Origin of the sequence: Acinetobacter sp. BSP-28, from assembly GCF_044130285.1 — a bacterium.
Classification (GTDB): Bacteria; Pseudomonadota; Gammaproteobacteria; order Pseudomonadales; family Moraxellaceae; genus Acinetobacter.
This window is the reverse complement of the sequence record NZ_JBIQOB010000008.1, coordinates 135,297-161,918: the sequence shown is the minus strand read 5'-3', so window position 1 is coordinate 161,918 and position 26,622 is coordinate 135,297. Positions and strand designations below refer to the sequence as shown.

Genomic DNA, 26,622 nt, shown 5'->3' with positions numbered 1-26,622 from the left:
GCGACCATAGCAAGAGTGAACCACCTGATCCCTTCCCGAACTCAGAAGTGAAACCTCTTAGCGCTGATGGTAGTGTGGGATTACCCATGTGAGAGTAAGTCATCGCCAGCTCATTATTCCTAAAACACCCTCAGTCAAACGACTGGGGGTGTTTTTTTTTATGCGTGGGATTTAACTAATAAAATATTTAATCCTTAATAAAAAATGATAGCTTGAAAGAAATTGCTGGGGAGCCCTTACGTCTTTGGATCGCGAAATTTACTGGCTCACCGATTAAAGCCATGAATTCGCGCATTATATTTACTTTAATTGTGCAATCTTCTACAGTAACAACACTTGCTACAATCGGGTTCGTGAGTGCTGGTGTGCTCATATTTAGCTAAGCCATCGGAGTTTTGGTCGGTGCAAATATAGGTACAACCAGTACAGGTTGGATGGTCGCTTTATTAAGGGTAAAGTTTTCTATCGGAAAAATTGCACTTGGTGCTTTGGCGAAAATTCTTACACATGGACGTGTAGCTTTATTTGGACTGGTTCTGGCTGGTTTTGGTCTCATTTTTTATGGCATTGAATTATTACAAATCGCCATGTCTAGATTGGCGGATAAGATTGATTTATCTATCTTTTCTACAAAGAAAGTGTATTTGATCAATTACTGTTGGTGCTATTGAGGATAGTGATGACGGTCATCCTGTACTCCTCTAGTGCTGCAATTACCACAACCATAGCGGAGCTTGCTACGCAGGTCATTCAACTTGAACAAGCCTTATTTTTGGTGATTGGGCAAAATGTAGGAACTGTTGCTACGGCTATATTGGCTGCAATCGGTGCGAATGCCAGTGCCAAACGTACTGCAGCTGTGCATGTGGCTTTTAATATGATGTATGCTATTTTGGCATTTTTGATCTTATCTCCTTTATTTTTATGGTTATATCAATCCAAGAATCTATTTCAGCTCTAGAACCTGTATTAGTTGTGACTGCATTTCATACTGCTTTCAGTTTGTTGGGTGCTGCAATTTTTCTTCCACTTGTTGAACCATTTAAAACTTTAATATCGCGTTTGATTCCTGATAAAGAAGATAATCTTTTACAGATTTTAGATTAATTAAGTTTATCCGTACCTGCTTTAGCAATAGCTACGGCAGAGCATGTACTGTATCAATTGATTTGGCAGCAGCAAGATTGGTTGAGAGTTTCAATTAGGGATGGTGTTCTATATCTGCCAATCAACTGAAACAGCACTAAACGTCGATTATGAAGCTACAAGATTATTTATCTAAAATAGATGTTTCAGAAGACAGTGCGTTATACCCACGATTATTTAATTTATTAAGAGCGCTGGTGTATTTAAAAGTCTTTAGACGTGATCTAGAATTTGCACTCATGCAATCTATACGAACGCAACCGATGCTGTATCAAGTGGCACTCGATTATAGCCATATTTTAGAGCAATACTGGGATGCTCTTGAAGATCGAATGTAGTTTGATCTGAATCAGCCTTTATTTGAAGAGCTACAAAGTCTTAAAAAATGGACTAAACAATCTCGATCAGAATTGCGAGAAGAGATTCAAGCCTATACAAAAAATCATCAGTTAAGTGCTGCTAAAACACTTCAATTACTCGCAGCACATCGTTGGTTAGACCGTTTAATTGCACATCATCATCGGTTTATGAATGTCTTAGTGGATACAAATGCTACTGATGAGGAAGCAGCTGTCGGCGTGCATGTTTAAGGGCTGTTCTTAGTCCTTCTTCTAAGGTTGGATGATAGTAAGGTTTAGATAATACCTCATCAATTGTCAGTTTTTCACCAATCATCCATGCCAAAAGATGCGCAAGATGCTCGGCTTGAGGGCAGAAAAGTTCAGCGCCTAAGATCTGTCTAGATTGGGGATCTATATAGATTTCTACAGCACCATGATTTTCAGCCTGAACAAGCGCACGACCTTGCTTTTCATATGAGACGTGGCCAGTAATAAACGGTATATGCTGATCTTGTAGTGATTTAAAGCTTTCACCCACGATGGCCATTTCAGGCTGACTAAACACAATGCCTAATTGGGGTAATTTAGGAATATTTTGAATATTTGGAAAATTGAGACAATTTTGGATTACACTTTTGCCAGCATATGCAGCTTCATGTTGAATAGGATTTTTCATGGCAGCATCGCCAACAATAAAAATAGGTAAATTTGCTAACTGTTTGCTTTGATGGTTTAAAGGCAGATTCTTTAAATCTTTAAACTGTAGATCGATATTTTCAAGAGCTAAGGTGTCAAGGTAACTGGTACGACCAGTTGCGGAGAGGACGTAATCCACCTCTATACTTTGGGCTTGTTCCTGCTCCTTAAAATGTACTTTGACCGCGTTATTTATCTTCTCATAATGATTAGGCAGCACTTTAAACTTAAACTCAAGCTCTTGACTGAGTTTAGATTGAGCTATGGTTTGCAGTTCGGGGCTGGTCAGTACACCTACTTTTTGGCTACGTGCAAAGATGGTCGTTTTTACACCCAATCTTTGCATGGCTTGTGCAAGTTCAATCGCAATCACACCACTGCCAATCACCGCTATTGCTTTTGGTAATTGGGGAATTTCAAAAATCTCATCCGAGCTAATGAGCTGCCGCCCCAGTTGTTGCTTGAGTTTTGGGTCAAGGGTTGGATAAGAACCGACAGCAAGTACAAAAGACTTAGATTGGTACTGATGACCATTTACTTCAACAGTGTTGGCATTGATAAATTTGGCATGACCTGAAAGTTTATGCTCTTCTGGCCATGAATTCACATCTTTTAACGTAGCACGGGTAAAGTGATCACGAAGCTCACGTACACGTATCATTACTTTAGATGTATCAACTTTAAATTCAATTGATAAAGCTAAGTCATTTGCATGTTTAACATCATGCATGCGATTAGCTGAAGCAATCAGTACCTTACTTGGCATACAGCCGACACGGGCACAGGTTGTATCCCATGGGCCATCATTAATAATTAGAATATTTTGGGTATATTTAATGGCTTCATTATATGCAGCAATACCTGCTGTACCTGCACCGATAATAATGATGTCGTACATATAAGGACCAATTTTAGAGAATATTGTTTTAACTATATAAAAAACCCTCAGTCATGAGGGCTTTATATCAATAAATAAAATTAATATTTAATGTTATTTGGCGAGATAAAGGTCGTCACAATCCCGGAATTTGTATTAGTTGATGTCCCTTCATAGGTAACACCATTGATTATATGCTTGAATTTTAAAATAGAATTTAATGCAGATTGTTTAAAATCAAGAATGTTTGGACCTTCTAGGAAAATACTACCCTTAAATTCTTTAGCATTTAGTGTCGGTTGTTCATGTTCTACCCGTGTTCCGGAAATTGTTACACTTGGTAAATTTAAAGTTTCAACACCATTTAAGATTTTATAGGTGCTAGGTGCTTCACCAGATTTAGAATCAATGCGAAAATTTATTGGTTCAGCAAAAGCAACATTAGTATTGTCATTAATTAATGTATTGAAACCAGAACCAGCTTCAGTTACGTAGTACTCGCTGTTATCGGCTGTGGGAACTTTATAAATGCTCAATGCACCCATGACTGTTCCAGTAGTTGCGCCTAGTTTGGTAACAGTTATTTTAAAATCGCTAGTAGCTTCATTGATTAGGATAAAGCGTTTTTGTAGTCCTTGTGCTTGTTGGAAAGGATGCGAGAATGCACCTGCAATTGTAATGTCTTGTAAGTTTTTTTGAGGATGTTCATTTTCAAATACTAATAGGTAAGTTTCACCATAGTAACTTTCTAGATTTGGTGTGATGTCAGCAGATTTTAAGCGAATATTTGCTAAATCATCTCCTAGAGTTTGATCATTTTGATTGTCCACTTTCCCATCATCTATAACGAAATCCCAAGAATCATATTTTGATCCTAGTAATTTGTTAATTTCATCCCCTATAAAAACATAACAAGCACGATAATCACTTTTACTTTCATCGAAACACTTCGCTTTACGGTTTGTTGTTTGATAAGCTGTAAAGTCAACATTTCTAATATCTTGTGAAATTTTTAAAATACTTTGAGCATACGCATCGATAGCGTGATCAATATAACCCTTTTGATTAGGATCTGACTGACCAAATAATGATGTTGCTTCTGTTTTAAGTGCATTAAAAGTTTTTTGAGCATCAACTGATGTTACATTACCTTCTGTAGGTGATTGATTAGAATTAACATTACTACCGTTATTATTGTAGTAACCCTCGCTACCGCCGCCGCCACATGCTGCTAAAGTTGCCGTAAGTGCTAAAGTCAGTGTCCCTTTAAGTAATTTCATGTGTACCCCGAAAAAAATAATTTTATGTATGAAATGTAGTTATATTGTGTAAAGATAACATACATAAAAAATGACGCAAAGAGCACCATTTATAATATTTATAGAAAATTAGATGGATGTTCCCACACTCACTCCAACCGTAGGTCGAACATTCATCGAGCTACATCCTACAACAACACATGAAATAAGTAATAGAAGAATGATTTTATTCATTGAGCAATCCTAATTTTTTTGCTTCATTAAATAATAGGGAAGAGCGTGTGCCACTTCGGCATATCATTAATATGGGTTTTGGAAGCTCATTATAATATTTTGCAAATTCAACCATGTCTGTTTCAGAAACTTTAGCACTGCTAATGGGTTGGTAAATTACGCTGATATGAGATTGTTCGGCAATATCGCGCAATTGATTGACTGTAACCAAATTTCCTTGTTCCTGATCGGGAGGATTGAAAATGATGGACTTAAAACCTTGATGTATTAAGGTTTTAAATTTTTCGGTCGTCATTTGACCTGTCACACTTAACGAGGAATTTAAACTGCGGGTTAAATCAGTCGTTTCCGCAAAAAGAGCTGTGCTACAAGTCAAACTTAAACTTAATAAAGCACTATAAACAACGTGCTTAATCATCCAATAAATCCATTTGTTTTGCGAGTTGATATAAGTTATTTGAGCGATTACCAGTACGGCAGAACATCAATACAGGTTTTGGCAGTTCATTAAAGTGATTGGCAAATGTACGGACATCAACTTCAGTAATTTGACCGGCAACCACAGGTTGGAACACATAGTCTAAACCAGCATTGCGTGCAGCTTCTTCAATTTGTGCACTTGTAGGCTGCTCTGGACCACCTTCCATATCCGGACGATTGTTGATAATGGATTTAAAACCTTTTTCAACAATTTGTGTTACGTGTTCTGGGCTAATTTGACCTGCAAAGCCGACATTTTCGCTCATTTTGTCACTCCATAATTTGCTAAATAGATATATGCTTTATGATAGCATTAAGCTGAAACCTGAGCTTAATCTGTTGAAATTTTTATAAGCGATTACAATCATAAAATAACGCACCGGAGCACGTATGCATTCCTATACGGTTGAACCACTCTATGTAAATAGTGGGCAAGAGGTTATTGCTGCGGATTTCTATCATCCCAAAACTGAACACAAACCTGCTGTCATTATTATGGCGCATGGTCTGGCTGCTTTACGTCAATTTAAACTGGTGCAATATGCCAAGCGTTTTGCCCAAGCGGGTTATGCCGTAGTACTGTTTGATTATCGTTATTGGGGCGGAAGCACCGGCCGTCCACGTGAGCTGGTCTCGATTCAATCTCAGTTAGAAGATTGGAGAACCATGATTGCGCATGTTGTAGCACGAAAATCGATTGATTCCAGGCGCATCGTACTTTGGGGAACGTCTTTAAGCGGTGGCTATGTTCTAGATTTGGCGGCACATTTAAAAAATATTCAGGCGGTAATGGTGCAAGTACCATTTGTCGATGGGACAGAAAGTGCCAAGCTGTATCCTTTACAACAACTGCCAAAAGCCCTAAAAATATCCAGTCAGGACTATATGGGGGCGAAAGTGGGGATGTCACCAAAAACATTACCCGTTGTAAGCAAAAAAGGCTTATGCTTTATACCGACAGCGGATAGTTATGAGGGATATCTATCCATTATTCATCCAGATTATTACTGGAGTGGCGAGATTCCTGCGCGAGTCTTCTTCAACCTGATTCGTTATCGTCCTATTCAGGATGTGCGTAAAATCAGTGTGCCAGTTTTATTTATAGCCTCTAAACAGGATAGTCTGATTCCAATAGAATCTAGCCGTGAAACAGCGACCAATATCGCACCTTATGTACAATACCATGAATGGGATATGCAACACTTTGATATCTATCATGGCCAATGGTTTGAAAAAGCCATATCAACTCAATTAGAATTTTTACACCAACATATTGGAGTGAGCTAAATGATTATTGTATGTCCTGCGTGTGGTGCTAGAAACCGAGTACCAGAAGATAAACTAGAAGCAAATCCAAACTGTGGTCAGTGTCAACATGCGCTAATTCCTCTGGCTCCAATAGAGTTGAATGAGCACAATTTCAGTAACTTCGTTACCCATAGCGAATTACCAGTGCTGATTGACTTATGGGCGGAATGGTGTGGCCCTTGCAAGATGATGGCACCGCATTTTGAACAAGTGGCAAAACAGAATCCGAGAGTTGTTTTTGCCAAAATTAATACTGAAGAATCGCCTCGACTCAGTGGTGCATTTAATGTGCGTAGTATTCCCACCCTGGTTTTGATGAATAAAACCAATGAAATTGCTAGAATAAGTGGTGCGCTACGATCTACAGAGCTACAACAGTGGCTGGATCAACATTTAAATGCCAATACTGGGAGTTAATGTGTCAGATACTCATGTAAAACCGGAAGGAACGCTTTCCCTTCAAACCATTGCAATGCCAGCAGATACCAACTGGAGTGGTGATGTCTTTGGTGGGTGGATCGTTTCACAAATGGACTTGGCAGGTGCAATTCACGCAGAGCGTTTTAGTAAAGGACGCTGTGCAACCATTTCAATTAATCAGATGACTTTTTTGGTGCCTGTAAAAGTCGGTGATGTGATTAGTTGTTATACCAAAATTTTAAAAGTGGGCAATACCTCAATTCAAATGCAAATTGAAGTATGGGATAGTCATGACAGTTCTCGTGAACCGGTTCGCGTAACAGAAGGGGTCTTTACCTTTGTCGCGGTAGATGTAAAAGGTGGAAAGCGTCAGATTCCTGAGGATGTCAAACAAAAATATTTAGCTTCCCAGCAAGCTAAATAATCCAAGAGTCAAAAAGCCCAATCATGATTGGGCTTTTTTATCAGTTTAATTTTTGAGCATGGTCTTTCATTGCTCAAAATGATTCATTTTTAGCGATAAGTGACTATGATTAAAATGACATTAGTTCTTTAACTGCGACTTGGATATCCAGGCCCAAAGCATTTCACATTGAATGGGCTCTTCACCTGATTCATCAGTTACCTGAACTTTAACCAGCGTTTCACCTTTTTCAGTGCTTTGTATTAATTTCTGCTGCTCATCCGTCAAGGTCGCGGTTGCAACCATTGCACCTTTGGTTGGCTTTTTAAAATCAACTTTGAAGCTTTTGATCAACATAATACAGGAGTCCGGAACATTCATTCCAGTGACAAAACCTGTGGCGGTTTCAGCAATTAAAGCCATGGCACAGGCATGTACCTGACCAATATGGTTTTGCATGGCCCGATGATTTTCAATCTTGACCACAACTTTAGAATGACTGACTTCCAGATAGCGTATATTGGCACTTCCGACCATCGGCACGACCCGACCAAACACTTTGCTCCACAAGGTACTGCGAATACCCTTAGGTAACTTGGAAGTGGCTTTTACCAGTTTAGATAAGCGATTGGTCGGTGTCATGCGGTTCCTCGACTGCGATTACATCACAGTATTAGTCTTTGAAATTGTTGAACTGTAAAGGCACACCAAATTGTTGTTCTTTTAAAAATGCCATCACTTGTTGCAAAGTATCGCGCTTTTTATCAGTCACACGAATTTTGTCGCCTTGAATAGATGATTGCACTTTCACGCCACTTTCTTTAATGGCTTTATTAATTTTTTTTGCGGTATCCGAGTCAAGTCCATCTTTAAGCTTGATCACCTGAATCACATTTTTGCCAGAAGCAGTCATTTTTTGCGGGTCAAGTGCCTGAATATCCACTTTGCGTTTAAAGAAATGGTTTTCCAGCATGCTATAAACTTGTTCGCACTGGAAATCACTTTCAGTGCTGATTTTGATTTCCTTGTTTTTTTCATTCAGCTCAATAGAAACATCTTGTCCGCGGAAGTCAAAACGGGTTGCAATTTCTTTTTGCGTGTTTTGAACCGCATGATTTACTTCAAAAATTTCTAATTCAGATACAATATCGAAAGAAGGCATGGTTTAGACCTTTACAAATGGAAAGAATATCTGAGATGCTAGGGATGTTTTCTTCATTTGCCAAGTGTTGTTTTACATCAAAGGAGTGCGCAATGATCCGTAAACAAGAAATTACAACATTTGAGTTCCCAGAAAATGCAATTATCTGGGATGTTCGTGATACAAAAGCCTTTGCTGAAGGTCATGTGAAAGGTGCTGTTAACCAGCCCATTGATGGCTTGACGGCAGACAGCTTAACTCAGGTGGAGTCGGATCAGCCTATTTACATTTTATGTGGTGGTGGAAGTAAAGCTCCACGTGCAGCTGAAAAATTAGAGGGTTTGGATAGCTCACGTGAATATGTCATTCTGATGGGTGGTACTCGTGCTGCTCGTGATGCGGGCATGCCACTAGAACAAGGTGCATAATCATCTTGTTAAAAAAAGCGCCGCAAGGCGCTTTTTTATTGGCAATGATTGAATAAAAGAATGCTCTCCCTAACTCTTACTTGCACATAATTTTAAAAGGAGTGCTTTAGAATCTTCAGCAGAAGGAAATACCTCCCTTTTTAAAAGGCAGGAGGATTAGACCTGAGGCTTAAAATATGGTTTCTTCATTTTCACTTTCTTTTCAAAGCGTTTTGCACTAAGTTTCTTTAGTAAATTTGATGACACTGGGCATGCCTCCCCCAACACCTGTGCGGCCAGAACTTCACTGCATAGTGGCGCAAATAAAAATCCTTTCGAACCCAAACCGGCAAAAGTATAAATTTCCTGATTATCTTTCACCTGTCCCACGACTGGAAAATAGTCCTGCGTTTGTGCACGTATTGATGCACGGCCTTGCCAAGTTTCGACCGGTGGTAAAGTTTTGGCATATTCAGGAAAAACACTGTGGATAAGTTCATAGTTATGCACATGATCTTCTAGCAGCACTTCTTCATCATCACGATTTGGATAAAACGATGCCCCTAAAATAAGCTGAGCTGCATCAAGCTGCATGCAATAACCGCCATAGCTGTAGGCTTGATGGTGATCTAGCGGCTGAGCAGCATTATTTACCCAGCTAACTTGGCCACGAATCGGTTTGAGCATAGGAAAATGTTCAAAGAAATGCTGGCTATTTCGTGCAGCACAGACAACCACATGATCAAATTCACCCAATAGTTGCTGTGAACTAGAAAGCACCCTCACTAAAGTTGCTTGTTTGATTTCAGCAACTTCCGCTTGCTGATATTCGATCAGTGGATGTTCGAGGATCTGATCACGTAATTGATGCGGTGAAACAGCACCAGCTTGCAAGAGATTCAGATTTGGATATAGCGTTGTGACAGCACTCTCTGTCGCTTGCTGGCTTTGAAGAATATCTTTCGGATATTGCTCTGCCAGTCCGAGTAACTCATCGGCATTTTTCAGTGCTAACTGGCTGACTTTAATCGGACGGAAGGCTTTAAATTTTGCATAATGATTTATGGCATGCTGCCAGGCCAGAGTCATTAAATGATCTGCACTTTGTTCAATCGGACAAAGTTTGGGATTCAGCAAGGCCAGAGGATTACCAGAGCCTCCGGAAAGCGGTGCTGACTGGTCATAGAGGGTCACTTGATGGCCACGCTGAGCAAATGCCCAGGCACAGCTTAAACCAGCGATTCCTGCGCCAATAATCGCAATCTGGCGCTGTTTAAAAATCGCAGCGCTTAGTTCAGTTTGTTTTTCAGTGAAATTTAAATCATTGCAAGATTCCACCTGATCTTCAGGCGCATTCCAGATGGCTTTAAGCATTTCCCGTTTATGCCCAAAACCGCGCGGACGGGAAATTGAAATGTCATGATTTTTCAGACCACGTTTCAGTACACCAGCCACACTGAATGAAGCAAAAGTGCTACCGAAATCTGATAAACGCACGATGTTGTTGAGAACGTTTTCTTCCCACATATCCGGATTGCAGGAAGGAGCGAAGCCATCTAAAAACCATGCGTTTACTGCTGCTGTTTTTTCCATGACGGGAAAGACATCATGGGCATCGCCTAGCCATAAATCTATGCTAAAACGCTCATCTGGAAAGGATAAACGATGACAGCCTGCTATCGGCATTGGGTACTGTGCAATCAGTTGATCAGCTAAAGGTTTCAGTTCCGGCCATGCATTTAAGGCACGAATCAGGTCAGCTTTGCTGAGAGGAAATTTTTCTACAGATACGGCATGCAGATGGCTATGATTGTCCGGACGAACCTGTTGCCAGAGTTGCCACAAGGCCAGAATATTTAAACCGGTACCAAAACCGGTTTCACCGACACAGAAATATTCGAAGTCATTCAGCTTGGCCAGGCGGGTCGATAAATCATTGCCATTTAAAAACACATGCCGTGTTTCAAGCAGGCCATTATCTTTAGAGAAATAGACATCGCCAAATTGTTTGGAAACGGGAACATCAATTCCATCGACGTGTTGCCAATCCAGATCGGCAGTTTGAATAGGACTAGACAAAACCTCAATAACCTTTAAATCAATCAGTAAAAACTAAATGAAGCCGTAAATGTAGCAATTACCACTGACGACGACGTTTGGTGTAAACGTAACTTGCAATCAGGAATCCCAGCAACACGCCGACAGCAATTGTCGCTGCGCCGTATAAAAACATCTGTGCACTGCGTTCGCTTTGCAATACTTGCACCTGAACGCCCAGGCTGTCATTTTTTAATTGCAGTTCCTGGTTCTGTGACAAGGCATCCAAATTGGCTTTTTCCAGTTGCTGTAAACGCGTGGCCTGATCTTTGACTAGCGCTTTCACTTTGGCATCTTGCACTGCTTTATTTTTTGCAATTTGTTCTGCGGTTAAAGGTTTCGCTTCTTGCGGTAAACCATTGGCATCAAGGCTAACAGCAGGAACAGTACCGGGTTTATTTGCCGGTAAAGTCTGTGGCTTTTGGGGCTGGGCAGGAGTAGGAGATGTTGCAGTCGTTGCTTGAGCAGCAGGGGCTACAGCAGGTGTTGGAGCAGGAGCGGGTTCTACCGCCCAAGCTGTTGAACAGATTAAAGAGAAACCCAATAAGCTTGAAACTACAACACGCATGATTTTATCCTTGAGGGAAAGCTTTATTAAAAGGTTTCACATCAATATGACCATATACGCCTTCTTTTAAGAAAGGCTCATCTTGCAGCCATGCATCCAGTGCTTCACGGGTTTCAAAGTCTACAATAATCGTGCTGCCATAAAAACCGGCTTGTGGATTGCCGGGATCTTTAGGCATAGCACCTGCCACAATTAAACGACCCTCATCATTTAATTTTTGCAGGCGTTCCAAATGTTTTGGACGGGTAGCTAGACGTTTTTCGACAGTACCTTCGTTATCAGTACACGTTACCACGAATAAAGGCATATTTTTTCTCTATCAGCTGACCTGAATTATGCTTCAGGCGACTTAAAATATTTGCGCAAGACAATAAACTGAACAATGATAAAGGAAAACATCACAATCATGTCACCAAATGCGGTAAATTCGCCCCAATATTTTCCGCCAGCAAATATAAATGCGAAAAAAACATGCAGGAACGACATAAACGCGAACATGCCGGCCCATGCGAAGTTTAAGTTTTTCCAGCCTTTGGCGGTTAAACTAAAAATGGGGCCAAATAAGCGCTGAATCAGCGGACTTTTATCTTTGGTAAAATAAGGCGAGAGCAGGAAGGCACCCGCAAAGACAATATTTAACAGGGCAGCTTTCAAGCGAATATAAAAGTCATCGCTCAGCATTAAGGTAATACCACCAAAAATAACGGTCATAAACAGCACAATCCATTGCTGCTTTTCTAAACGGAATTTCTGCTGGACAAATAAAACGCCATATACCACCAGCATTGAGATGATCAGACCCGCGGTAGCCACCAAAATGTTATTATTATCTACACCACCTGCCGAACCGATCAAATGTAATAGCGGATGTTCGGTATCCTTGGGATCAACAGTTTTATATAAATAAAAGAAAATAATGAGTGGCACAAAGTCTAAAAGTGCTTTCATGTTAGAGTATCTAAATCTGATCAAATAAATGACATAGTATAAGTGATGCAAGGCGTAGATTTACATACACATAGTAATATTTCTGATGGAACTTTGTCTCCAGAACAACTTGTGCATGCAGCTATAGAAAAAGGTATTCATACCCTTGCGCTGACGGACCACGATAGCATGGATGGCTTAAAACTGGCTGAAAAATTTGCAGAAAATTTAGCCCTGAAGATAATTTCCGGGGTGGAAATTTCCAGCCAATGGTCACGTCCGGCAACGAAAAAAAACTATGCTGTACATGTGGTTGCATTGAATATGCAAAATCCGCAACCATTGCTGACCTTACTGGAACAGCAAAAACAGATTCGGGCGATTCGTGCCAAACAGATCTGTGATTTGCTGATTCCGCTGATTGGTGAGGATATTTATGCCGATGTGATTGCCAAGGTGGATGGCATTGCAGACCGGATTACCCGCACGCATATTGCCAAAACTTTGGTGGAAAAAGGTTATGTGAGTCGTCCACAACAGGCCTTTGATAAATATATTAAAGAAGGCAAAAAAGCCTATGTCAAATTTGATGGCTTGGGCTTGCAAGAAACCATTCAGGTGATTCATGAGAGTCAGGGTTATGCAGTACTGGCTCATCCCACCCGTTATGATCTGTCTGCGACCAATATCCGCTATCTGATTGAAATTTTTGCTCAGTTTGGTGGTGATGCCGTGGAGCTTCCACCTGCGATTGAGCCGGCGTCCACTCGACAAATGGTCGATCGGATGATTGAACAGTTCGGACTCAAAGTATCGGTAGGCAGTGATTTTCATGGTGACAATATGCCGTGGATCAAGCTGGGCAATATTCCGCGCGTTAAGGAAGGACAGGTCGGGGTTTGGGAGAGTTTTGTTTAGTTATGTCCTCATTCCCTTGCAGAACAATATTCCTCATCCCAAAGGGAAAAGGAGTTCCCTCTCCTATAAGGAGAGGTCATAAATTAAAGCAGATTATTATCTTGTGCCTGAATAGGTGGCGGGGTCGGCTTACCTAAGGTGCTCAATAATTCAATCTCGATGGTGCGTACCAATGAATCTAAGGGCAGATCATTGCTTTGAGTACCAAACGGTTCTTCGATTTCTGAACTTAAAGCATCCAGACCTAGAAAGGTGTAGGCTAAAATACCGACCATTAAAGGCGTAGCCAAACCCAAGGTTGAACCCAGGCTAAACGGTAGCATAAAACAGAAAAAATACACGGTACGATTCAGCAGCACTGAATAGGCAAAAGGCAGAGGGGTGGTGGCAATACGATCACAACCGGTTTGAACCCGACTCAGTTCAGCCACATGCTGGTTCATTTGCGTATAAATAATATCGGAAATTTCACCTTCTTTAAGCGCCTGCATCAACTCCCATTGAATTAAACTCAAGGTGTATTGCGGTGCATTGGCCTGCTGGTACAGCTGGGTTATAGCCTGCTGGCTCATGCCGCTAGTTTCTACTAGTGCCGTAGGATTAGCTGTCTGGTGACGCAAACGGTCACGCAGTACATTGGCAAATACAATTACATGCTGAATCACACGTTCTCGGCGTCCTTGGCTGAGCATACGACAGTCACGATCAAAATGCCGGGCATTGGCAATCAGCATGCCCCATAGCTTACGGGCTTCCCACCAGCGGTCATAACAGGCCGTATTTTTAAAGCCCAGAAAAATCGACAGCACAACCCCAATTAAGGTAAAGCCAACCAGTGGAAGTTCTGGAAAATGAAAGTAACCAATATAAGACAGCCCGCCAATCACTGAGGAGATCAGCATGACCACACCTAAAGGCGGCAAAACCTTGGGCAGGATGGTCCCGCGCCAGGAAAAGAGCAGCTTGAATACACTAGGTTGATCACGAACAATCATGTTATTAGTATCATCAAAATTTTTTGTTGATCTTCAATGTTAGTAGGGCTTTTGTCAATATTTGTTACAATTATTGTTGAGCTTAAATCAGCCCAAGTTCAGCAAATGAACAGGTGCCTTCCACTGATACAATACAATGATCAATCAGGTTAATTTCCAATAATTGACAGGCAGTTAAAATGCGCTGGGTGAGTTCAATATCCGCACTGGATGGCTGAGGCATGGCAAAAGGATGATTATGCGCAATCACGATGCTACTGGCATGTTGATTGATCGCATGGCGCATCAACTGATTTGTAGAAATTTCACATGAATTAAGCGAACCGTAGAACATTTTTTTAAAGCTAATTTTTCTTAAATGCGCATCAAGGCAAAGTACCGCAAAAACTTCCTGCATTTCACCCAGTAATTCGAATTTCAAAAAATCCAGGAGTATTTTTGAATTGCTTAATTCTATTTTTTCTTGCTGTAAATGGGTGGAAATATAGCGTCGTCCCAATTCCTTCACTGCAATCAGTTGAGCATATTTGCTTGCCCTAATACCATGAAACTGGCTTAAATCCTGAAGTTCTGCATCAAAAATTGGGTTAAGGCCGCCAAAATGTTGCAATAACAGGCGGGATAGTTCCACGGCAGAATGTTGCTTGGAACCGGAGCGTAAAAAGATGGCCAGCAGTTCCGCATCTGACAGACTGGCAGCACCTTGTTGAATCAGCCTTTCACGTGGACGTTCCTGTTCAGGCCAGTGTTTAATCGATAAATTCATTATTTTTAGACTTTTTTGTTATTAGTGAGGGGTATTACCCCGAGTCACTGACTTGGGTATCACTTTATTTAATGCTATTGTGAGCGCCACTGCAACAGAAAGGTAGCCTGTTCGTGAGCTTCGATTTGAGTGTGATTCCAAATAAAAACATTGTTTTAGCGGTAACTGGCGGTATTGCGGCATATAAAAGTGCCATTTTGGTCCGTCGTTTAAAAGATGCGGGTTTTAATGTCCGTGTGGTGATGACGCAGGGGGCGCAAGCTTTTATTACCCCGCTAACATTCCAGGCTTTGTCTGGAAATCCGGTACATACTGAATTACTCAATCCTGAAGCCGAAGCCGGCATGGGCCATATTGAATTGGCGCGTTGGGCTGACTTACTGCTGGTTGCCCCGGCAACTTGTGACACGTTGGCAAAGTTTGCGACAGGTTTGGCTGATGATTTACTCAGTACTTTATATCTGGCAACCAAAGCACCGGTTTGGGTAGCCCCGGCAATGAATCAGCAAATGTGGGCAGCCAAAGCCACACAGCGTAATTTAAATACCCTGGTGGAAGATGGCGTGCATGTGATTATGCCGGATGCCGGTTCACAGGCCTGTGGCGATGTCGGTTTGGGACGTATGCCTGCACCGGAAGATTTAGCGCGACAAGTCACCGAGTACTTCCACAAGGCGCAGCGTGCGATTGCAGAAAAGTTTGGCATGCTGGCCGGTAAACATGTAGTCATTACTGCAGGACCTACACGTGAAGCGATTGATCCGGTCCGTTATATTTCAAACCATAGTACCGGTAAGATGGGCTTTTCCCTGGCTGCAGCCTGTTATGCAGCTGGTGCCAAAGTCACTTTGATTGCAGGACCGGTCAGCCTGGATACGCCGAATGGTGTGCGCCGTATTAATGTGCAGTCTGCAATGCAGATGCTGGAACATAGTATGGATCAGCTGGATAAAGGTTGTGACATCTTTATTGCCACGGCTGCGGTGGCAGATTACCGCGTGGCAGAAGTTGCCGAGCATAAAATCAAAAAAGCCGGTGATGAGCTGAATGTGGCTTTAATTAAAAATCCGGATATCGTGGCGACCATTGCCCAGCAACAAAAGCGTCCATTTATGGTGGGATTTGCCGCCGAAACCCGCAATGTCGAAGAATATGCAGCCGGAAAACTGGTGGCGAAAAAACTGGACATGATTGCCTGTAATGATGTTTCACGTCCAGACATTGGTTTTGCATCTGATGAAAATGCCATGATTGTGTTCTTTGCCGAGCAGTATCAGATGCAGCAGCGTGATCTGGAAAAAGCATCAAAACAGGAAATTGCCCAGCAGCTGGTGGAAGCGATTCATGATGCCTTGCATCATGAAATGCAACCTGTTTAAAACAAACTGACTTGATTCATAAAAAATGCAGCGAATCCGTTGCATTTTTTATAGGATTTACTCTATGTTTAAGGTTTAAAATTCAAATATAAAGAATAATTAAATAGCAACAACAATAGCCCTGGTTTTTGAAATGGATCTTTAAAAGGACATCAACATGATCAAAAAAACTTTAGTCACAGTGATGCTTTCTGTCGCTTTGTCGTTCAGTAGCCTGAGTTTTGCCGGTGCGCTTGAACAAAATATGATGACGCTTGGAAAAAACTTTAAAATGTTTAACAAGGCTGATAATCAGAAGGATGCACTAAAAGCACTGGATAATATGAAGGCTGCTACTTTAGATGCAAAAAAAGTGAAGTTAAAAGCTCATGATGCAAAAGCACCAAGCTCAGATGCTTTATACAGTCAATTGCTGGTGGAGATTGAAAAAACCAGATTATTGGTTCAAAGTGGTAAATTGGACCAAGCCAAAGTAGAAGGCAAAAAAATTGCTCTGGTGAAAGATCAGGGACATGCGGTTTATAATCATCACTAATTTAATGTACATTTACCGTTTAAGGTTTGGAAGGGTGAAGTTAGATTAAGCACATCGTTTTATCTCGTGATTGTCAGATGAACTGTGTAAATCTTGCTTTAGCAAGCCTCATGCATAATTTAAATAAAAAATGCCAGCCCATTGCTGAATGGACTGGCTTGGCTTTTTATGAAGATACTCGTGATTAATTTGCAGCCAGATTTGACTGATTTTCTCTGACATATTCTTCAGTACGTTGCATGGCTTCCTGAATATTGATCAAGGCTGTTTCGACATCTTTTAGGGTTTTGGCATTGCCACCACTTAAAGCCTGACGCCATTTTCGTGCACCCGGTAAATTCTGAAATAAACCTAGAATATGACGGGTAATAATCGAAAGTGGAGCACCTTCTTCCATACGTTTAGCAATATACGGCATCATTTGTGCCATAATCTCAAAACGGTCAGGGGCTTCCAGATTCCATAGTTGGCCTAGTTCAGCCAATAAATATGGATTGTGATAAGCCTCGCGACCAATCATCACCCCATCGACATGTTTTAAATGCGCTTGGGTTTCGGCAAAGGTTTTGACCCCACCGTTAATCTCAATCAGCAGGTTTGGACGTTCCTGTTTTAAACGGTACACATCTTCATAACGTAAAGGCGGAACATCACGGTTTTCTTTAGGTGACAAGCCCTGAAGCAAGGCAATACGTGCATGTACGATGAAATTGTCACAACCGGTTTTAGCTACGGTATCGACAAAATGCAGCATTTCTTCATAAGACTGCATGTCGTCAATACCAATACGGTGTTTTACGGTCACAGGAATATCCACGGCATTACGCATTTCAGCAATACATTCAGCAACCAGGTCAGGTTCTGCCATTAAGCACGCGCCAATTTTGTTGTTTTGTACGCGGTCACTGGGGCAGCCCACATTTAGGTTGACCTCATCATATCCCCAGTCTTGTGCCATTTTAGTACAAGTCGCGAGGTCTTTCGGATTCGAGCCACCAAGTTGCAGCACAATCGGGTGTTCTTCGTTGTTATAGTCTAAATGACGTGCTGCTCCGCCAAACAGAATGGCGCCAGTGGTAACCATTTCGGTGTACATAATGATATTTGGATTAAACAGGCGGGCAAAAAACCGGTAGTCACGAGTGGTCCAATCCATCATCGGGGCAACACTGATTCTCGGAGATTGAGTGTTTTCAATGTTTTTGTTAATAGTCATTAAAAATCATACCTTTAATCTATATTCTGCAACCTGCGAGAATTTGTTTGAACCTGTGTTTAGGTGGGTGAATCCGTTTGCATTTACACCAAATTTTACACCATAATAAAAAAAATAGCTTTTGGTGTAAATTATGGGTTCAATTACAGCAAGGAAAGGTGCAGATGGTAAAGTTAACTATCGTGCTGCGATTCGAATCACTCGAAAGGGCTTTCCTGCTTTTTCTGAAAGTAAAACATTTCACTCAAAGAAATTAGCTGAAAACTGGATTAAGAAACGAGAAGTCGAAATTCAAGAAAATCCTGATATTTTGCTTGGCAAAGAAAAGTTGATTGATCTGACCTTATCAGATGCCATAGATAAATATTTGGATGAAGTCGGGAGCGAGTACGGAAGGACGAAACGCTATTCTCTGCTCTTAATTAAGAAGCTACCAATTGCGCGCAATATTATCACAAAAATAAAATCAGTACATTTGGCTGAGCATGTGGCTTTAAGGAAGGGTGGAATTCCGTACCTCGATCTTGAACCTATTTCGACTAGTACACTGCAACATGAGCTTTTACATATCAGAGGTGTTCTTTCTCATGCTGCTGTTATGTGGGAAATGGATATTGATTTAAATAGCTTTGATAAGGCTACTGCTCAGTTAAGAAAAACACGTCAAATATCCTCCAGTCAAAAAAGAGACCGACTGCCTTCGAGAGATGAATTGATTGCATTGACGAAGTATTTTGCAGAACGATGGAAGCTAAATCGTTATGGCTCTAAATACCCAATGCATTTGATTATGTGGTTTGCAATTTTCTCATGCAGACGTGAAGCTGAATTAACACGATTGTATCTTCGAGATTATGACCCACATCATTCAACGTGGAAAGTGCATGATTTAAAGAATCCTAATGGTTCTAAAGGTAATCATAAGTCATTTGATGTACTTGATCCTTGTAAGGAGCTGATCAAAAGACTGAAACATTCAGAAGTTCGAGAACGGATGCTAAAGCTTGGACATAATGAAAATTTGTTATTGCCTTTGAATCCCAAAAGTTTGGGTAAAGAGTTTAGAGAAGCTTGTAAAATTTTGGGGATTGAAGATTTACGATTTCATGACTTGAGACATGAAGGCTGTACTCGATTAGCTGAACAGAGTTTTACTATTCCTGAAATTCAGAAAGTAAGTTTGCACGATTCTTGGGGGAGTTTACAGCGATATGTATCAGTGAAGGCGAGAAGGAATGTTATACAGTTTGAAGAGGTGCTACGCCTCATTGATGAAACGTAGCATAGTCTTTGGAAGCTTCGGAATACTTTTTGTCTAGAACATCTGCCAGATCTTTAACGTGTACTAGAAAGGGTGCACGTTTACTTTTATCTATTTTGAATACTGAGAAAGGGAATTGTTGATTATTCGCTTTTCTCAGTGCTTCGGCTTTGCTGAGGTGGGGGTAATAGTCAGAAACTACTGTCATTAGTTCAACGGTCATAGAACGATACTTTATAAAAAGTAGTTCGGTAGTATTAATTTGAAAGCAATTCATGAAGTGGGTATTCCATACATAAAACTTTTTTAATTTGAATGGGTCACCTTTGAAGTAAGGCTGACCATCCCTATGTCTTAATCTTATTTTTTTGATGTAGGTCTTTATGTAATACTAATAATTAGAAATAATATTTTACTAGAGTTGTAGTATAAAATATTGAAAACTATTATTTAGATTCATAAATGAAAAATTGCACACTTCTTGATTTTGAGCAATTGAAGGATGAAATTCTGAATTGCTTTTTGGATCATGCTGGACGTTTTTTAAGAGAACATAAAATAATAAGCGATACTGACCCAAAGAGTGAGTTTGAAGCGTCAGAACGCGAATTTTTGGTTGAACTGATGGTAGAGCATAGTCAAATGCAGTTCTTTGGTGAAACGTATTCGGTACAGGACTTGCTGAATTTGCTTGGTCAAATTAATACGGTAATAGAGGGGATTCGTGATTATAGACAGCAGCAGATTAATGAGAAATATTCTGAAATATTAAATAAATATATTGAGTTGGTTGTTGATGAAGGCGGGAGAGTCTACACCTATAACCCGAGTTTGAAGCGTAGAATCAATGGAATTTTGAATATAAGAAAACGATATGCACCGCTGTTGCATAAAAAGCTTGAAATATTCTATTCAGAATTAACTGGTTATGCTCAAAAAAATGGCAGATTTAAAAATGCTTCGCAGGCAGTACAACTGATTTTACCCACGCTGCAAATCAAGTTTAGAGAGTTTGATTTGCAATGGGTTCAAAGCAGATTAGAGACAAATAAACAGAAAATTTTAGATTTAACAGAAGCCAGAAAAAATAACGAAAATAAAGACACCTGCGAAGATGATGATTGTGGTGTGTCATTTAAAATTCAGGATAGAACCTATCTAAACCAGATCAGGGAATTACAGAATGAAAATAAAAAATGGGAACAGTTTCTACAGCATCCAGAGCGGTATTTTCCACAGCAAAAGCAACTCCCATTTAATACAGCATATTGCGATGAAGTGCTGGTCAATCACTTAAGGCGTCGTCTTGATTTATTGAAAGAGATTATCCAAGTTCCATTATGAATATCATTGAGGTGATGAGGGGGCTCGTTCTTAGGCAGCAAGTGTGCACTATTGCTGCTTGCTCCTAGAAATGAGTAACTGTTAGCTCAGGTTTGAGCTGGTACAACTTCATCGTCATTTTGTACGGTATTGCCATATTGATGATGCTGATCAAACCCTAAAGCATAATTGGTATTTGGTTGATTTTTGATTGTTAAAAATTGCTTTTGTTTTGCGCATTCATTTCTCAATTGAGCTTCAATTTCGCTAAGTGCTTCGGGTGCAAGAGTTTGGTTAATGCTTTGTTGATCTGCTTCGTTAATCTCGCCTAAAAAAGCTTTAATTTTCTCTAATTCAATGGTTTGATTTGTAGCCAATTGAATTAGATATTCCTCAAACTCTTTTGCAGATTTGCTCATGTTTTCGTGGATGAAATTTTTTTGGTGCACGAGCTCTTTTTCGAGTTCTGTAATTTTTTCATCCTTTAATTTCAATTCTTGCTTTAAATTAGAATCATGATTTAAAGTTTGCTCTTTTTTGAGTCTTGATATTATTTTATCTTTTTCACTTAATTTAAAATTATGTGCATCAATTAAAAATTCTAAGCAGTTATCTAGACTTTTAAACTTACAATTTTTTTTAATTTTCTCAAGTTGTTTTAATATATTTTCGTCCATTGTGATTTGTTTAGTGATGCGGTTGGATTTTTTTTTCTCAGAGTGGTATTTAAATAAAAGGAATTTCTTTTTTAAAATTGCAAAATGCTCATCATTAGTTTTAATAATAAAATTTTTTGTCTCACATATGAGGGGGTTTATAAATATTTCGTTTATGTGGGATGTCGTAGTCAGGTTTTGTACAGAATCTGATATTAAATTCTCATTTGATCTAGGTTGGGGGTGATTTGTAGATATGTAAAAAATCTTTTGGCCAGGTTTATCCTGCTTAGTTAATAGACTTTCCTTCATGTAGCTCTCTTGATCCAAGAAATCTTTTTTTAAGTCCGTGTCAGTTGATATCCATTTATCTAAGGTTAAATGTGGTCGTGCCATTTTAAAATTCATAAATATTTACTTAACATTTATATATCAATAATTAAATATTAAGTAAATGTTAATTATATAAAAACTGTTAAAAAATCAAATTTAAATTATCATTTCATGCCTATCATTATTACTGTAAAATACATATACCCAAAGGAGAACTTGGTGAGTGGGAATTTTTAGTATGAGTATTCAGGATTCTGAACAGCGATTTTTGGCACTATTTATGGCTTTCTATCAGAGGGTGGAGGGGCAAATTTCAGCCTATGCCTTTTGGGCATTAATCACGTTTATCAGAAATTTTGGAGTCGGAAGTACATCATTGCCACTCGGTGAATTATCAAAAGTGATCGGCATACAGGTTAAAAAATTACGGGGTGTATTGAATGAGTTGGAACAACAGGAAATATTAAAAATAGATTTTCCTGAAACTGGAAAAAGGTCTAGAGTTCGTCATTTACAACTTAATCTTACTTATATAAGGCTTGATTCAGCCACGTCTATTGAATGGTTAGAAAATAGTAATAAGCGTATGGTTAGGCTGATCCCTTTATTAAAATTAATTCAGACTTTATTGATAAAGAGTGATGGCATAAGTATTAACAATTTACCTAAAAAAATAGAGATCGACTGCTATCTTGATTATCGAAGTTATCTTGTTTTATTACGGTTGCTTTACGGTGCAGACTCGTTTGGGATTATTATAGGGTGTGGAATTGGTGAAATTGAGCGAGCCACGGGTTTAAGCAAACAATCTATTTATCGCGCTATACAGCAGCTTAAAAAAAACGGATTTATCCGCTGCCAAGCGGATGGCGCAATTCGAAATAGTTTTATTCAAACAGAGTCTCCAATATACGCTTTAAACCTTTCGCATCGGTTTTGGGGGGATGCTGCGATCTACGGCAAATTTTATATTTTGAAGTACCCCCAGCCGCATGTTTTTGAAGTTCAGAAAGTGGCCTCTATTTTTACCGTGCTTGATCAAAAGAGTGACTTGCTCCTAAACGATGGAAAAGACAACTCAAAAACTGGTTTGGAGGTATTGAAATATAAAAATAACTATTTGCTGCACGATCCTTTGTGTTGGATGAAGCCCATTCTATACAAAAAGAATAATGATTTTGATGTAATACAAAGAGCGGAAGTCATGAAATTCTTTGATCATTATTTAGAGTTAAAGCAGCTGCGTCCAGAAAACCCATTATCCACTACTTTTAATTTAAAGCCGCATGAAAATATTTTGAAGGATGAGGCGGTTTTGGATCATTTAGCATCTATCCAGCATACTAAACTCAGCGGGATGAACAACCGCTTAGGTCTTTTTCAAAGCTTGCTTGAGCAGTGGTGCTGCCAAATATACTGTCAGAATAAATCGCTTTTTAAAATGCTGAAAGAAGCTAACCCAGTAGTAATCGATGATGAAAGCTTTGAGCGTTTAGGGTGCACAGACTTTCTCTATCCGTATTCATTGCAAGCCACTCAAATCAAAACAATCAAAGAGGATATGACGCTAAAAAATGAGTCTGATAAAATTGAATCAATGATCACCTTCAAGTTAAATGCTGAGCAGTCCAGAATTCATCAGTTTTTAATGGCCCTTATGGATCTGATTGCATATAACCAAATTTATTTTTTTCAGCAATGTATGCGGAAACATTCTGATATTGACCAAAAGCTCAGTGCAACTAAAAGTAGTTTGGGAAGGGCATTGGTAAATGCAACTGAAATAGTGACGCCTTTTAGGATTTTACCTCGGTCATTTATACAGAACACATACAGCTGTTGCTTTGTCCCTGATCAGCATGCGGAAGCTAACAGGTATGTCTTAAGTGAATTGGCGTTTCAAGAACCCTTTCAGGATGGAACTCGCTTTGATTTTCCTACACAGCAAATAACAGAAATTTCACCAACACTGGCAGAACTTAAAGATTACGGACTGCTGCATCATCACTGTTTGTCATTATTCGAATAGTTTTTTTGCGCTAAGTTTTTTTTGAAAAAACCATTTTTCTGACTTAACTATCGTAACGCTAAGATATATAAAAAGCCGAGCTTAGCCGAAGGTTTGGAAATTCTGCTGATCGGCTGGGCTATGGTTATTGCTTTTGCGCTAAGACGGTTTTATATATTATTAATATATAGAGATTAATACTAATAATAGATTAATGACTATAGCGTATAGAACTATAAATACTAGATATATCAATACAATTACAATTACTCATACAGATAACAAGAACAGTTGGACATGTCATACATATCCCAATATGGATGATGCTATGGATCAATAGTTCATGCAGGATGAGAGCACTATTCGATATATGCGGATTGTGGATGACTTGTCCTTACTCTAGATAAGGACTCCATTTAAAAAAATAAGTCGATTGCTTAACTATGACGTGAATCATAGTTAAGGAAGTTCAACGTGTTTCGATTGGATCTAGATGATCAGGCAGGGGTGATGTATACCATTCATCGCTTTATAGATGTATGTCTTAATTTTGATATTTCAGACGAAGCATTCATTTTCAACTTAGAACGCTTGTATTGCGCATTTGAAGCGTTTAAACAAGAAGGGCTTGAGTATGCAGCATCGATTCGGGCATTTATTGCAGTCACTGAGCACGTCAATAGCCAGCGTGGCATGCTTAGCTTTGGTGAATATCTATCAGGGTTGTCTATAGGTGAAATTAAGGCATTAAGACGAATCCTGAATGCGTATCGAGGGTTGATACGTGATGAGATCAAAAGCTTTGCGAGACAGAAAGAATTGAATCGAGTGGCATTACTTGAGGAGTTCGAAGGTGCAATCAAGGGGTATTATTCGGTTCTAGTGATCAGAGTGGATTTGAGCTATAGCAAGGACAGCATGAGTGAAATTACAGTAAATGACTTCTATCAGCATATTGGAAAACTACGTGATTTGATCACTGATAAGAATGGATATTTTGATGCACTTTTGACCTATGCGATCGCACTGGAGCAGGGTATAACCAAAGGCTTTCATGCTCATTTAACATTGGTGATTAATAGATCGAAGCATCAGAGTGATTATAAAATTGCTGAGGGAGTGATCGATAAGTGGAAGGAAATCACATTCGATAAGGGTTTTGGGCGGAACATCAACACGACAGCGAATAAAGACAACTACGAGAAGCAAGGTCGTTTAGGTATTGGAGATATTCGTCGAACGACACCCGAACAAGGCAACAATGCTTTGGGTGCAGTTGCTTATCTCAGTGACCCTGATAAATACGAGCAGACGTTATTGGTTAAACCACGAGGGCGTAAAACGTTTTATAAGGGGGATTATCAGCATCATGGTCGCCCAATACCTGATACAGAAGAAAATAGAAGAATCAAAGAATGGGATGCGCAGACCGCTTTAGCAAAGCTGGAAGAGGAGATTTGGTTTAAAAAATTATGAACATGCCAGTTCTATGAAATCAATTCATTCATAGGACAACACATGAGCCATTCAGAGTTAGAGTTTGTTACAGCACCCCGATTAGAACAAGACGTTTTAGAGCATTACCAAACGATTCGCTTTGCTCCAATTCCAGAAGGTACTGATTACGAAGCTCATCAAAAAAATATAGATCAGGAGTTCAAGCGGAAACTGTCTGGTTATTTTTCAGCATGGCGCAGAATGATGGCCGTTGGCATTCATGAGCATTTGTCTTTTTCCTTTTGGGCAGACAAGTTCTTTCAGGCTTACTGCAGTGTATTACAGGAAGAGCAGATTCGGTTCTTTGAGGTCACGGCGCAAAGAAACGCTGGTTTTTATATCGATAAGATCGTAAAGCGGCTGAGAGTGCTGTTTGAAAGCACCAGCTTAACTGAAGAAATGCATAAGCTGAATGAGCGCTACGAAAAGCGGATTGAAAAGTTGAGAGAATCCTACCGTAATACAAGCCAGATCTATCCTGATGCAGCGGATTTAAAACTGGAACTAAGTCTAAATGAGGGTGGAAATGAAATTATCGATTTGCGACAGTTAGAGCGATTTTTATCAAATTTCCAAAAAAGTCTAGCGGCTGAGTATTGGTATGGAACACAAGCCATTTACCGCTTTTATCAAATTGTACGGGATGATGTTCAGCAGCGTTATGTGATCCACTTTTATCTGAGCTTTAACCGATCACTCTATTCTGATCCTTTGGGATATTGCAATGATATCAGAGAGCACTGGATGAGAGCGACTGGATATCTGGGCACATGCGTTTATCCAGAAATGCATCATCAGCTTTCCGATGCTGATGCACAAAAAGCGCTGAGGATTGATCGGATTATGCAAGAAGAAGCGGGCTGTCCTTTGGGTGCATTAAATAGCATGCCGGAAAATCAAACAGGAATGGGTGGACTTGCGAATAGAATCTGCATCTACCCCAAAAGGTTTAAATGGTTTGATGGAGCACCTGTACGGCGCTGAAAATTTATATCAGAGTCCTGCACTTGCTTGACGCTCTACAGCGTGCAGATTATCCTTAGCCTGCTGACCTACATCGTCAGTCGGTTTTGACAGACCGTTATCATCTAGCACATCAAAAAAGTAATTTTTTGGTGGCGAACTCGTTCGTCCCCCTTCGTTGCGGTAGGGCGAGGGAGGGACGCCTTGTGCGTGCCGGTTCCTAGATGACTGGTCTGTCAACCCTTTCTCGTTCTACCACCATTATTTGACAGTGATTTTGGTAGAACTTCTAAATCATCTAGGAGTACGCCATGCGCTTACATCAAGACCGTCTTTTATATTTCTCTTTTTTATGTGTGCCCGATCTACACCACAGGGGTAATGTGACCTGATGCTGTGTATTTCGTGCATTGCTGTGTCGATCACTTTCTAAGAATAAAACTTTTTCAAGTACATATTACCGATATG

Annotated in this window: 29 protein-coding genes, 1 rRNA gene and 1 pseudogene; 16 read left to right on the top strand and 15 right to left on the bottom strand. The window is 39.9% G+C overall.

The features are described from left to right. From rrf to ACE01R_RS08090, 4 genes and pseudogenes are all read left to right on the top strand, one after another. A 5S ribosomal RNA gene (gene rrf / locus ACE01R_RS08105) occupies positions 1-111 on the top strand; the annotation flags it as partial. A gap of 101 nt (positions 112-212) precedes the next feature. After that, a pseudogene (locus ACE01R_RS08100) lies at positions 213-671 on the top strand (Na/Pi symporter). Between the two features lie 8 nt (positions 672-679). After that, positions 680-961 (top strand): Na/Pi symporter, encoded by a 282-nt coding sequence (locus ACE01R_RS08095; RefSeq protein ID WP_395550298.1) that lies wholly within the window; start codon positions 680-682, stop codon positions 959-961. Positions 962-1,256: 295 nt separating this feature from the next. Further along, positions 1,257-1,484: a hypothetical protein gene (locus ACE01R_RS08090; RefSeq protein WP_395550297.1), complete on the top strand. Its 228-nt coding sequence runs from the start codon at positions 1,257-1,259 to the stop codon at positions 1,482-1,484. Between the two features lie 214 nt (positions 1,485-1,698). Here the strand turns inward: ACE01R_RS08090 and ACE01R_RS08085 are convergent, their stop codons facing one another. The 4 genes from ACE01R_RS08085 to ACE01R_RS08070 form a co-directional block, all read right to left on the bottom strand. Next, on the bottom strand, positions 1,699-3,081 hold the full coding sequence (locus tag ACE01R_RS08085) for a dihydrolipoyl dehydrogenase (protein ID WP_395550296.1): 1,383 nt from the start codon (positions 3,079-3,081) through the stop codon (positions 1,699-1,701). A gap of 80 nt (positions 3,082-3,161) precedes the next feature. Then, positions 3,162-4,340: a hypothetical protein gene (locus ACE01R_RS08080; protein WP_395550295.1), complete on the bottom strand. Its 1,179-nt coding sequence runs from the start codon at positions 4,338-4,340 to the stop codon at positions 3,162-3,164. Positions 4,341-4,545: 205 nt separating this feature from the next. Next, entirely contained in the window at positions 4,546-4,971 is a 426-nt protein-coding gene (locus ACE01R_RS08075; protein WP_395550294.1) for a beta-lactamase hydrolase domain-containing protein, read from the bottom strand. Next, entirely contained in the window at positions 4,964-5,299 is a 336-nt protein-coding gene (locus tag ACE01R_RS08070) for a TIGR01244 family sulfur transferase (RefSeq protein WP_395550293.1), read from the bottom strand. The genes ACE01R_RS08075 and ACE01R_RS08070 overlap by 8 nt, the downstream gene beginning before the upstream one ends. A 124-nt stretch (positions 5,300-5,423) precedes the next feature. Between ACE01R_RS08070 and ACE01R_RS08065 the strand changes: the two genes are divergently transcribed. Genes ACE01R_RS08065 through ACE01R_RS08055 form a run of 3 tightly spaced genes read left to right on the top strand, consistent with a single transcriptional unit; the run spans position 5,424 to position 7,185 of the window. Continuing rightward, positions 5,424-6,320 (top strand): alpha/beta hydrolase, encoded by an 897-nt coding sequence (locus ACE01R_RS08065; RefSeq protein ID WP_395550292.1) that lies wholly within the window; start codon positions 5,424-5,426, stop codon positions 6,318-6,320. Continuing rightward, positions 6,321-6,758 carry a thioredoxin TrxC gene (gene trxC, locus ACE01R_RS08060; RefSeq protein WP_395550291.1) on the top strand — a complete coding sequence of 146 codons (438 nt, stop codon included), beginning with the start codon at positions 6,321-6,323 and terminating at the stop codon, positions 6,756-6,758. Continuing rightward, entirely contained in the window at positions 6,739-7,185 is a 447-nt protein-coding gene (locus tag ACE01R_RS08055) for an acyl-CoA thioesterase (RefSeq protein ID WP_395550290.1), read from the top strand. The genes trxC and ACE01R_RS08055 overlap by 20 nt, the downstream gene beginning before the upstream one ends. A 120-nt stretch (positions 7,186-7,305) precedes the next feature. Here ACE01R_RS08055 and ACE01R_RS08050 read toward each other — a convergent pair whose 3' ends face one another. Continuing rightward, the gene (locus ACE01R_RS08050; RefSeq protein WP_395550289.1) at positions 7,306-7,806 is read right to left on the bottom strand and encodes a DUF4442 domain-containing protein; all 501 of its coding nucleotides are present in this window, start codon (positions 7,804-7,806) and stop codon (positions 7,306-7,308) included. A 31-nt stretch (positions 7,807-7,837) separates the two neighbouring features. Beyond that, complete coding sequence (locus ACE01R_RS08045; RefSeq protein ID WP_166171424.1) at positions 7,838-8,326, bottom strand: YajQ family cyclic di-GMP-binding protein; 489 nt, start codon at positions 8,324-8,326, stop codon at positions 7,838-7,840. Between the two features lie 92 nt (positions 8,327-8,418). Between ACE01R_RS08045 and ACE01R_RS08040 the strand changes: the two genes are divergently transcribed. Beyond that, positions 8,419-8,733, top strand: a complete 315-nt coding sequence (locus tag ACE01R_RS08040; protein ID WP_395550288.1) for a rhodanese-like domain-containing protein — start codon at positions 8,419-8,421, stop codon at positions 8,731-8,733. 156 nt (positions 8,734-8,889) lie between these two features. Here ACE01R_RS08040 and mnmC read toward each other — a convergent pair whose 3' ends face one another. Genes mnmC through ACE01R_RS08020 form a run of 4 tightly spaced genes read right to left on the bottom strand, consistent with a single transcriptional unit; the run spans position 8,890 to position 12,325 of the window. Further along, entirely contained in the window at positions 8,890-10,791 is a 1,902-nt protein-coding gene (gene mnmC / locus ACE01R_RS08035) for an FAD-dependent 5-carboxymethylaminomethyl-2-thiouridine(34) oxidoreductase MnmC (RefSeq protein ID WP_395550287.1), read from the bottom strand. A gap of 58 nt (positions 10,792-10,849) precedes the next feature. Continuing rightward, positions 10,850-11,377, bottom strand: a complete 528-nt coding sequence (locus ACE01R_RS08030) for a hypothetical protein (protein WP_395550286.1) — start codon at positions 11,375-11,377, stop codon at positions 10,850-10,852. Between the two features lie 4 nt (positions 11,378-11,381). Beyond that, complete coding sequence (locus tag ACE01R_RS08025; RefSeq protein WP_395550285.1) at positions 11,382-11,684, bottom strand: YciI family protein; 303 nt, start codon at positions 11,682-11,684, stop codon at positions 11,382-11,384. 26 nt (positions 11,685-11,710) lie between these two features. Further along, positions 11,711-12,325: an inner membrane-spanning protein YciB gene (locus ACE01R_RS08020; RefSeq protein ID WP_395550284.1), complete on the bottom strand. Its 615-nt coding sequence runs from the start codon at positions 12,323-12,325 to the stop codon at positions 11,711-11,713. Between the two features lie 45 nt (positions 12,326-12,370). On the opposite strand from ACE01R_RS08020, the gene ACE01R_RS08015 reads away from it, so the two are divergent. Beyond that, positions 12,371-13,222 (top strand): PHP domain-containing protein, encoded by an 852-nt coding sequence (locus tag ACE01R_RS08015; RefSeq protein WP_395550283.1) that lies wholly within the window; start codon positions 12,371-12,373, stop codon positions 13,220-13,222. 83 nt (positions 13,223-13,305) lie between these two features. Here ACE01R_RS08015 and ACE01R_RS08010 read toward each other — a convergent pair whose 3' ends face one another. Then, the gene (locus ACE01R_RS08010; RefSeq protein ID WP_395550282.1) at positions 13,306-14,217 is read right to left on the bottom strand and encodes a bestrophin family protein; all 912 of its coding nucleotides are present in this window, start codon (positions 14,215-14,217) and stop codon (positions 13,306-13,308) included. A gap of 82 nt (positions 14,218-14,299) precedes the next feature. Beyond that, positions 14,300-14,983, bottom strand: coding sequence for a DNA repair protein RadC (gene radC / locus ACE01R_RS08005; RefSeq protein WP_395550281.1), 684 nt, complete (start codon positions 14,981-14,983; stop codon positions 14,300-14,302). 113 nt (positions 14,984-15,096) lie between these two features. On the opposite strand from radC, the gene coaBC reads away from it, so the two are divergent. Both coaBC and ACE01R_RS07995 read left to right on the top strand, forming a co-directional pair. After that, positions 15,097-16,362, top strand: a complete 1,266-nt coding sequence (gene coaBC, locus ACE01R_RS08000) for a bifunctional phosphopantothenoylcysteine decarboxylase/phosphopantothenate--cysteine ligase CoaBC (protein WP_395550280.1) — start codon at positions 15,097-15,099, stop codon at positions 16,360-16,362. A 157-nt stretch (positions 16,363-16,519) separates the two neighbouring features. Next, positions 16,520-16,897 carry a cytochrome b562 gene (locus tag ACE01R_RS07995; protein WP_395550279.1) on the top strand — a complete coding sequence of 126 codons (378 nt, stop codon included), beginning with the start codon at positions 16,520-16,522 and terminating at the stop codon, positions 16,895-16,897. A 184-nt stretch (positions 16,898-17,081) separates the two neighbouring features. On the opposite strand, the gene dusA is transcribed toward ACE01R_RS07995, so the two are convergent. Beyond that, on the bottom strand, positions 17,082-18,113 hold the full coding sequence (dusA, locus tag ACE01R_RS07990) for a tRNA dihydrouridine(20/20a) synthase DusA (RefSeq protein ID WP_395550278.1): 1,032 nt from the start codon (positions 18,111-18,113) through the stop codon (positions 17,082-17,084). Positions 18,114-18,246: 133 nt separating this feature from the next. Here dusA and xerC point away from each other — a divergent pair, with 133 nt between their 5' ends. Further along, on the top strand, positions 18,247-19,395 hold the full coding sequence (gene xerC, locus ACE01R_RS07985) for a tyrosine recombinase XerC (protein WP_114182712.1): 1,149 nt from the start codon (positions 18,247-18,249) through the stop codon (positions 19,393-19,395). Here xerC and ACE01R_RS07980 read toward each other — a convergent pair. After that, positions 19,379-19,651 (bottom strand): pyocin activator PrtN family protein, encoded by a 273-nt coding sequence (locus ACE01R_RS07980; protein WP_114182713.1) that lies wholly within the window; start codon positions 19,649-19,651, stop codon positions 19,379-19,381. The two genes, xerC and ACE01R_RS07980, sit on opposite strands and share 17 nt — an antisense overlap. Before the next feature lie 185 nt (positions 19,652-19,836). Between ACE01R_RS07980 and ACE01R_RS07975 the strand changes: the two genes are divergently transcribed. Next, the gene (locus ACE01R_RS07975) at positions 19,837-20,718 is read left to right on the top strand and encodes a hypothetical protein (protein WP_114182714.1); all 882 of its coding nucleotides are present in this window, start codon (positions 19,837-19,839) and stop codon (positions 20,716-20,718) included. An 86-nt stretch (positions 20,719-20,804) separates the two neighbouring features. Here the strand turns inward: ACE01R_RS07975 and ACE01R_RS07970 are convergent, their stop codons facing one another. Then, on the bottom strand, positions 20,805-21,749 hold the full coding sequence (locus tag ACE01R_RS07970) for a hypothetical protein (protein ID WP_180080763.1): 945 nt from the start codon (positions 21,747-21,749) through the stop codon (positions 20,805-20,807). A 175-nt stretch (positions 21,750-21,924) separates the two neighbouring features. Between ACE01R_RS07970 and ACE01R_RS07965 the strand changes: the two genes are divergently transcribed. From ACE01R_RS07965 to ACE01R_RS07955, 3 genes are all read left to right on the top strand, one after another. Continuing rightward, positions 21,925-23,715: a hypothetical protein gene (locus tag ACE01R_RS07965; RefSeq protein ID WP_114182716.1), complete on the top strand. Its 1,791-nt coding sequence runs from the start codon at positions 21,925-21,927 to the stop codon at positions 23,713-23,715. A 453-nt stretch (positions 23,716-24,168) separates the two neighbouring features. Continuing rightward, positions 24,169-25,170: an inovirus-type Gp2 protein gene (locus tag ACE01R_RS07960; protein ID WP_180080761.1), complete on the top strand. Its 1,002-nt coding sequence runs from the start codon at positions 24,169-24,171 to the stop codon at positions 25,168-25,170. A gap of 42 nt (positions 25,171-25,212) precedes the next feature. After that, on the top strand, positions 25,213-26,175 hold the full coding sequence (locus ACE01R_RS07955) for a hypothetical protein (RefSeq protein ID WP_180080759.1): 963 nt from the start codon (positions 25,213-25,215) through the stop codon (positions 26,173-26,175). The last annotated feature ends 447 nt before the right edge of the window (positions 26,176-26,622 follow it).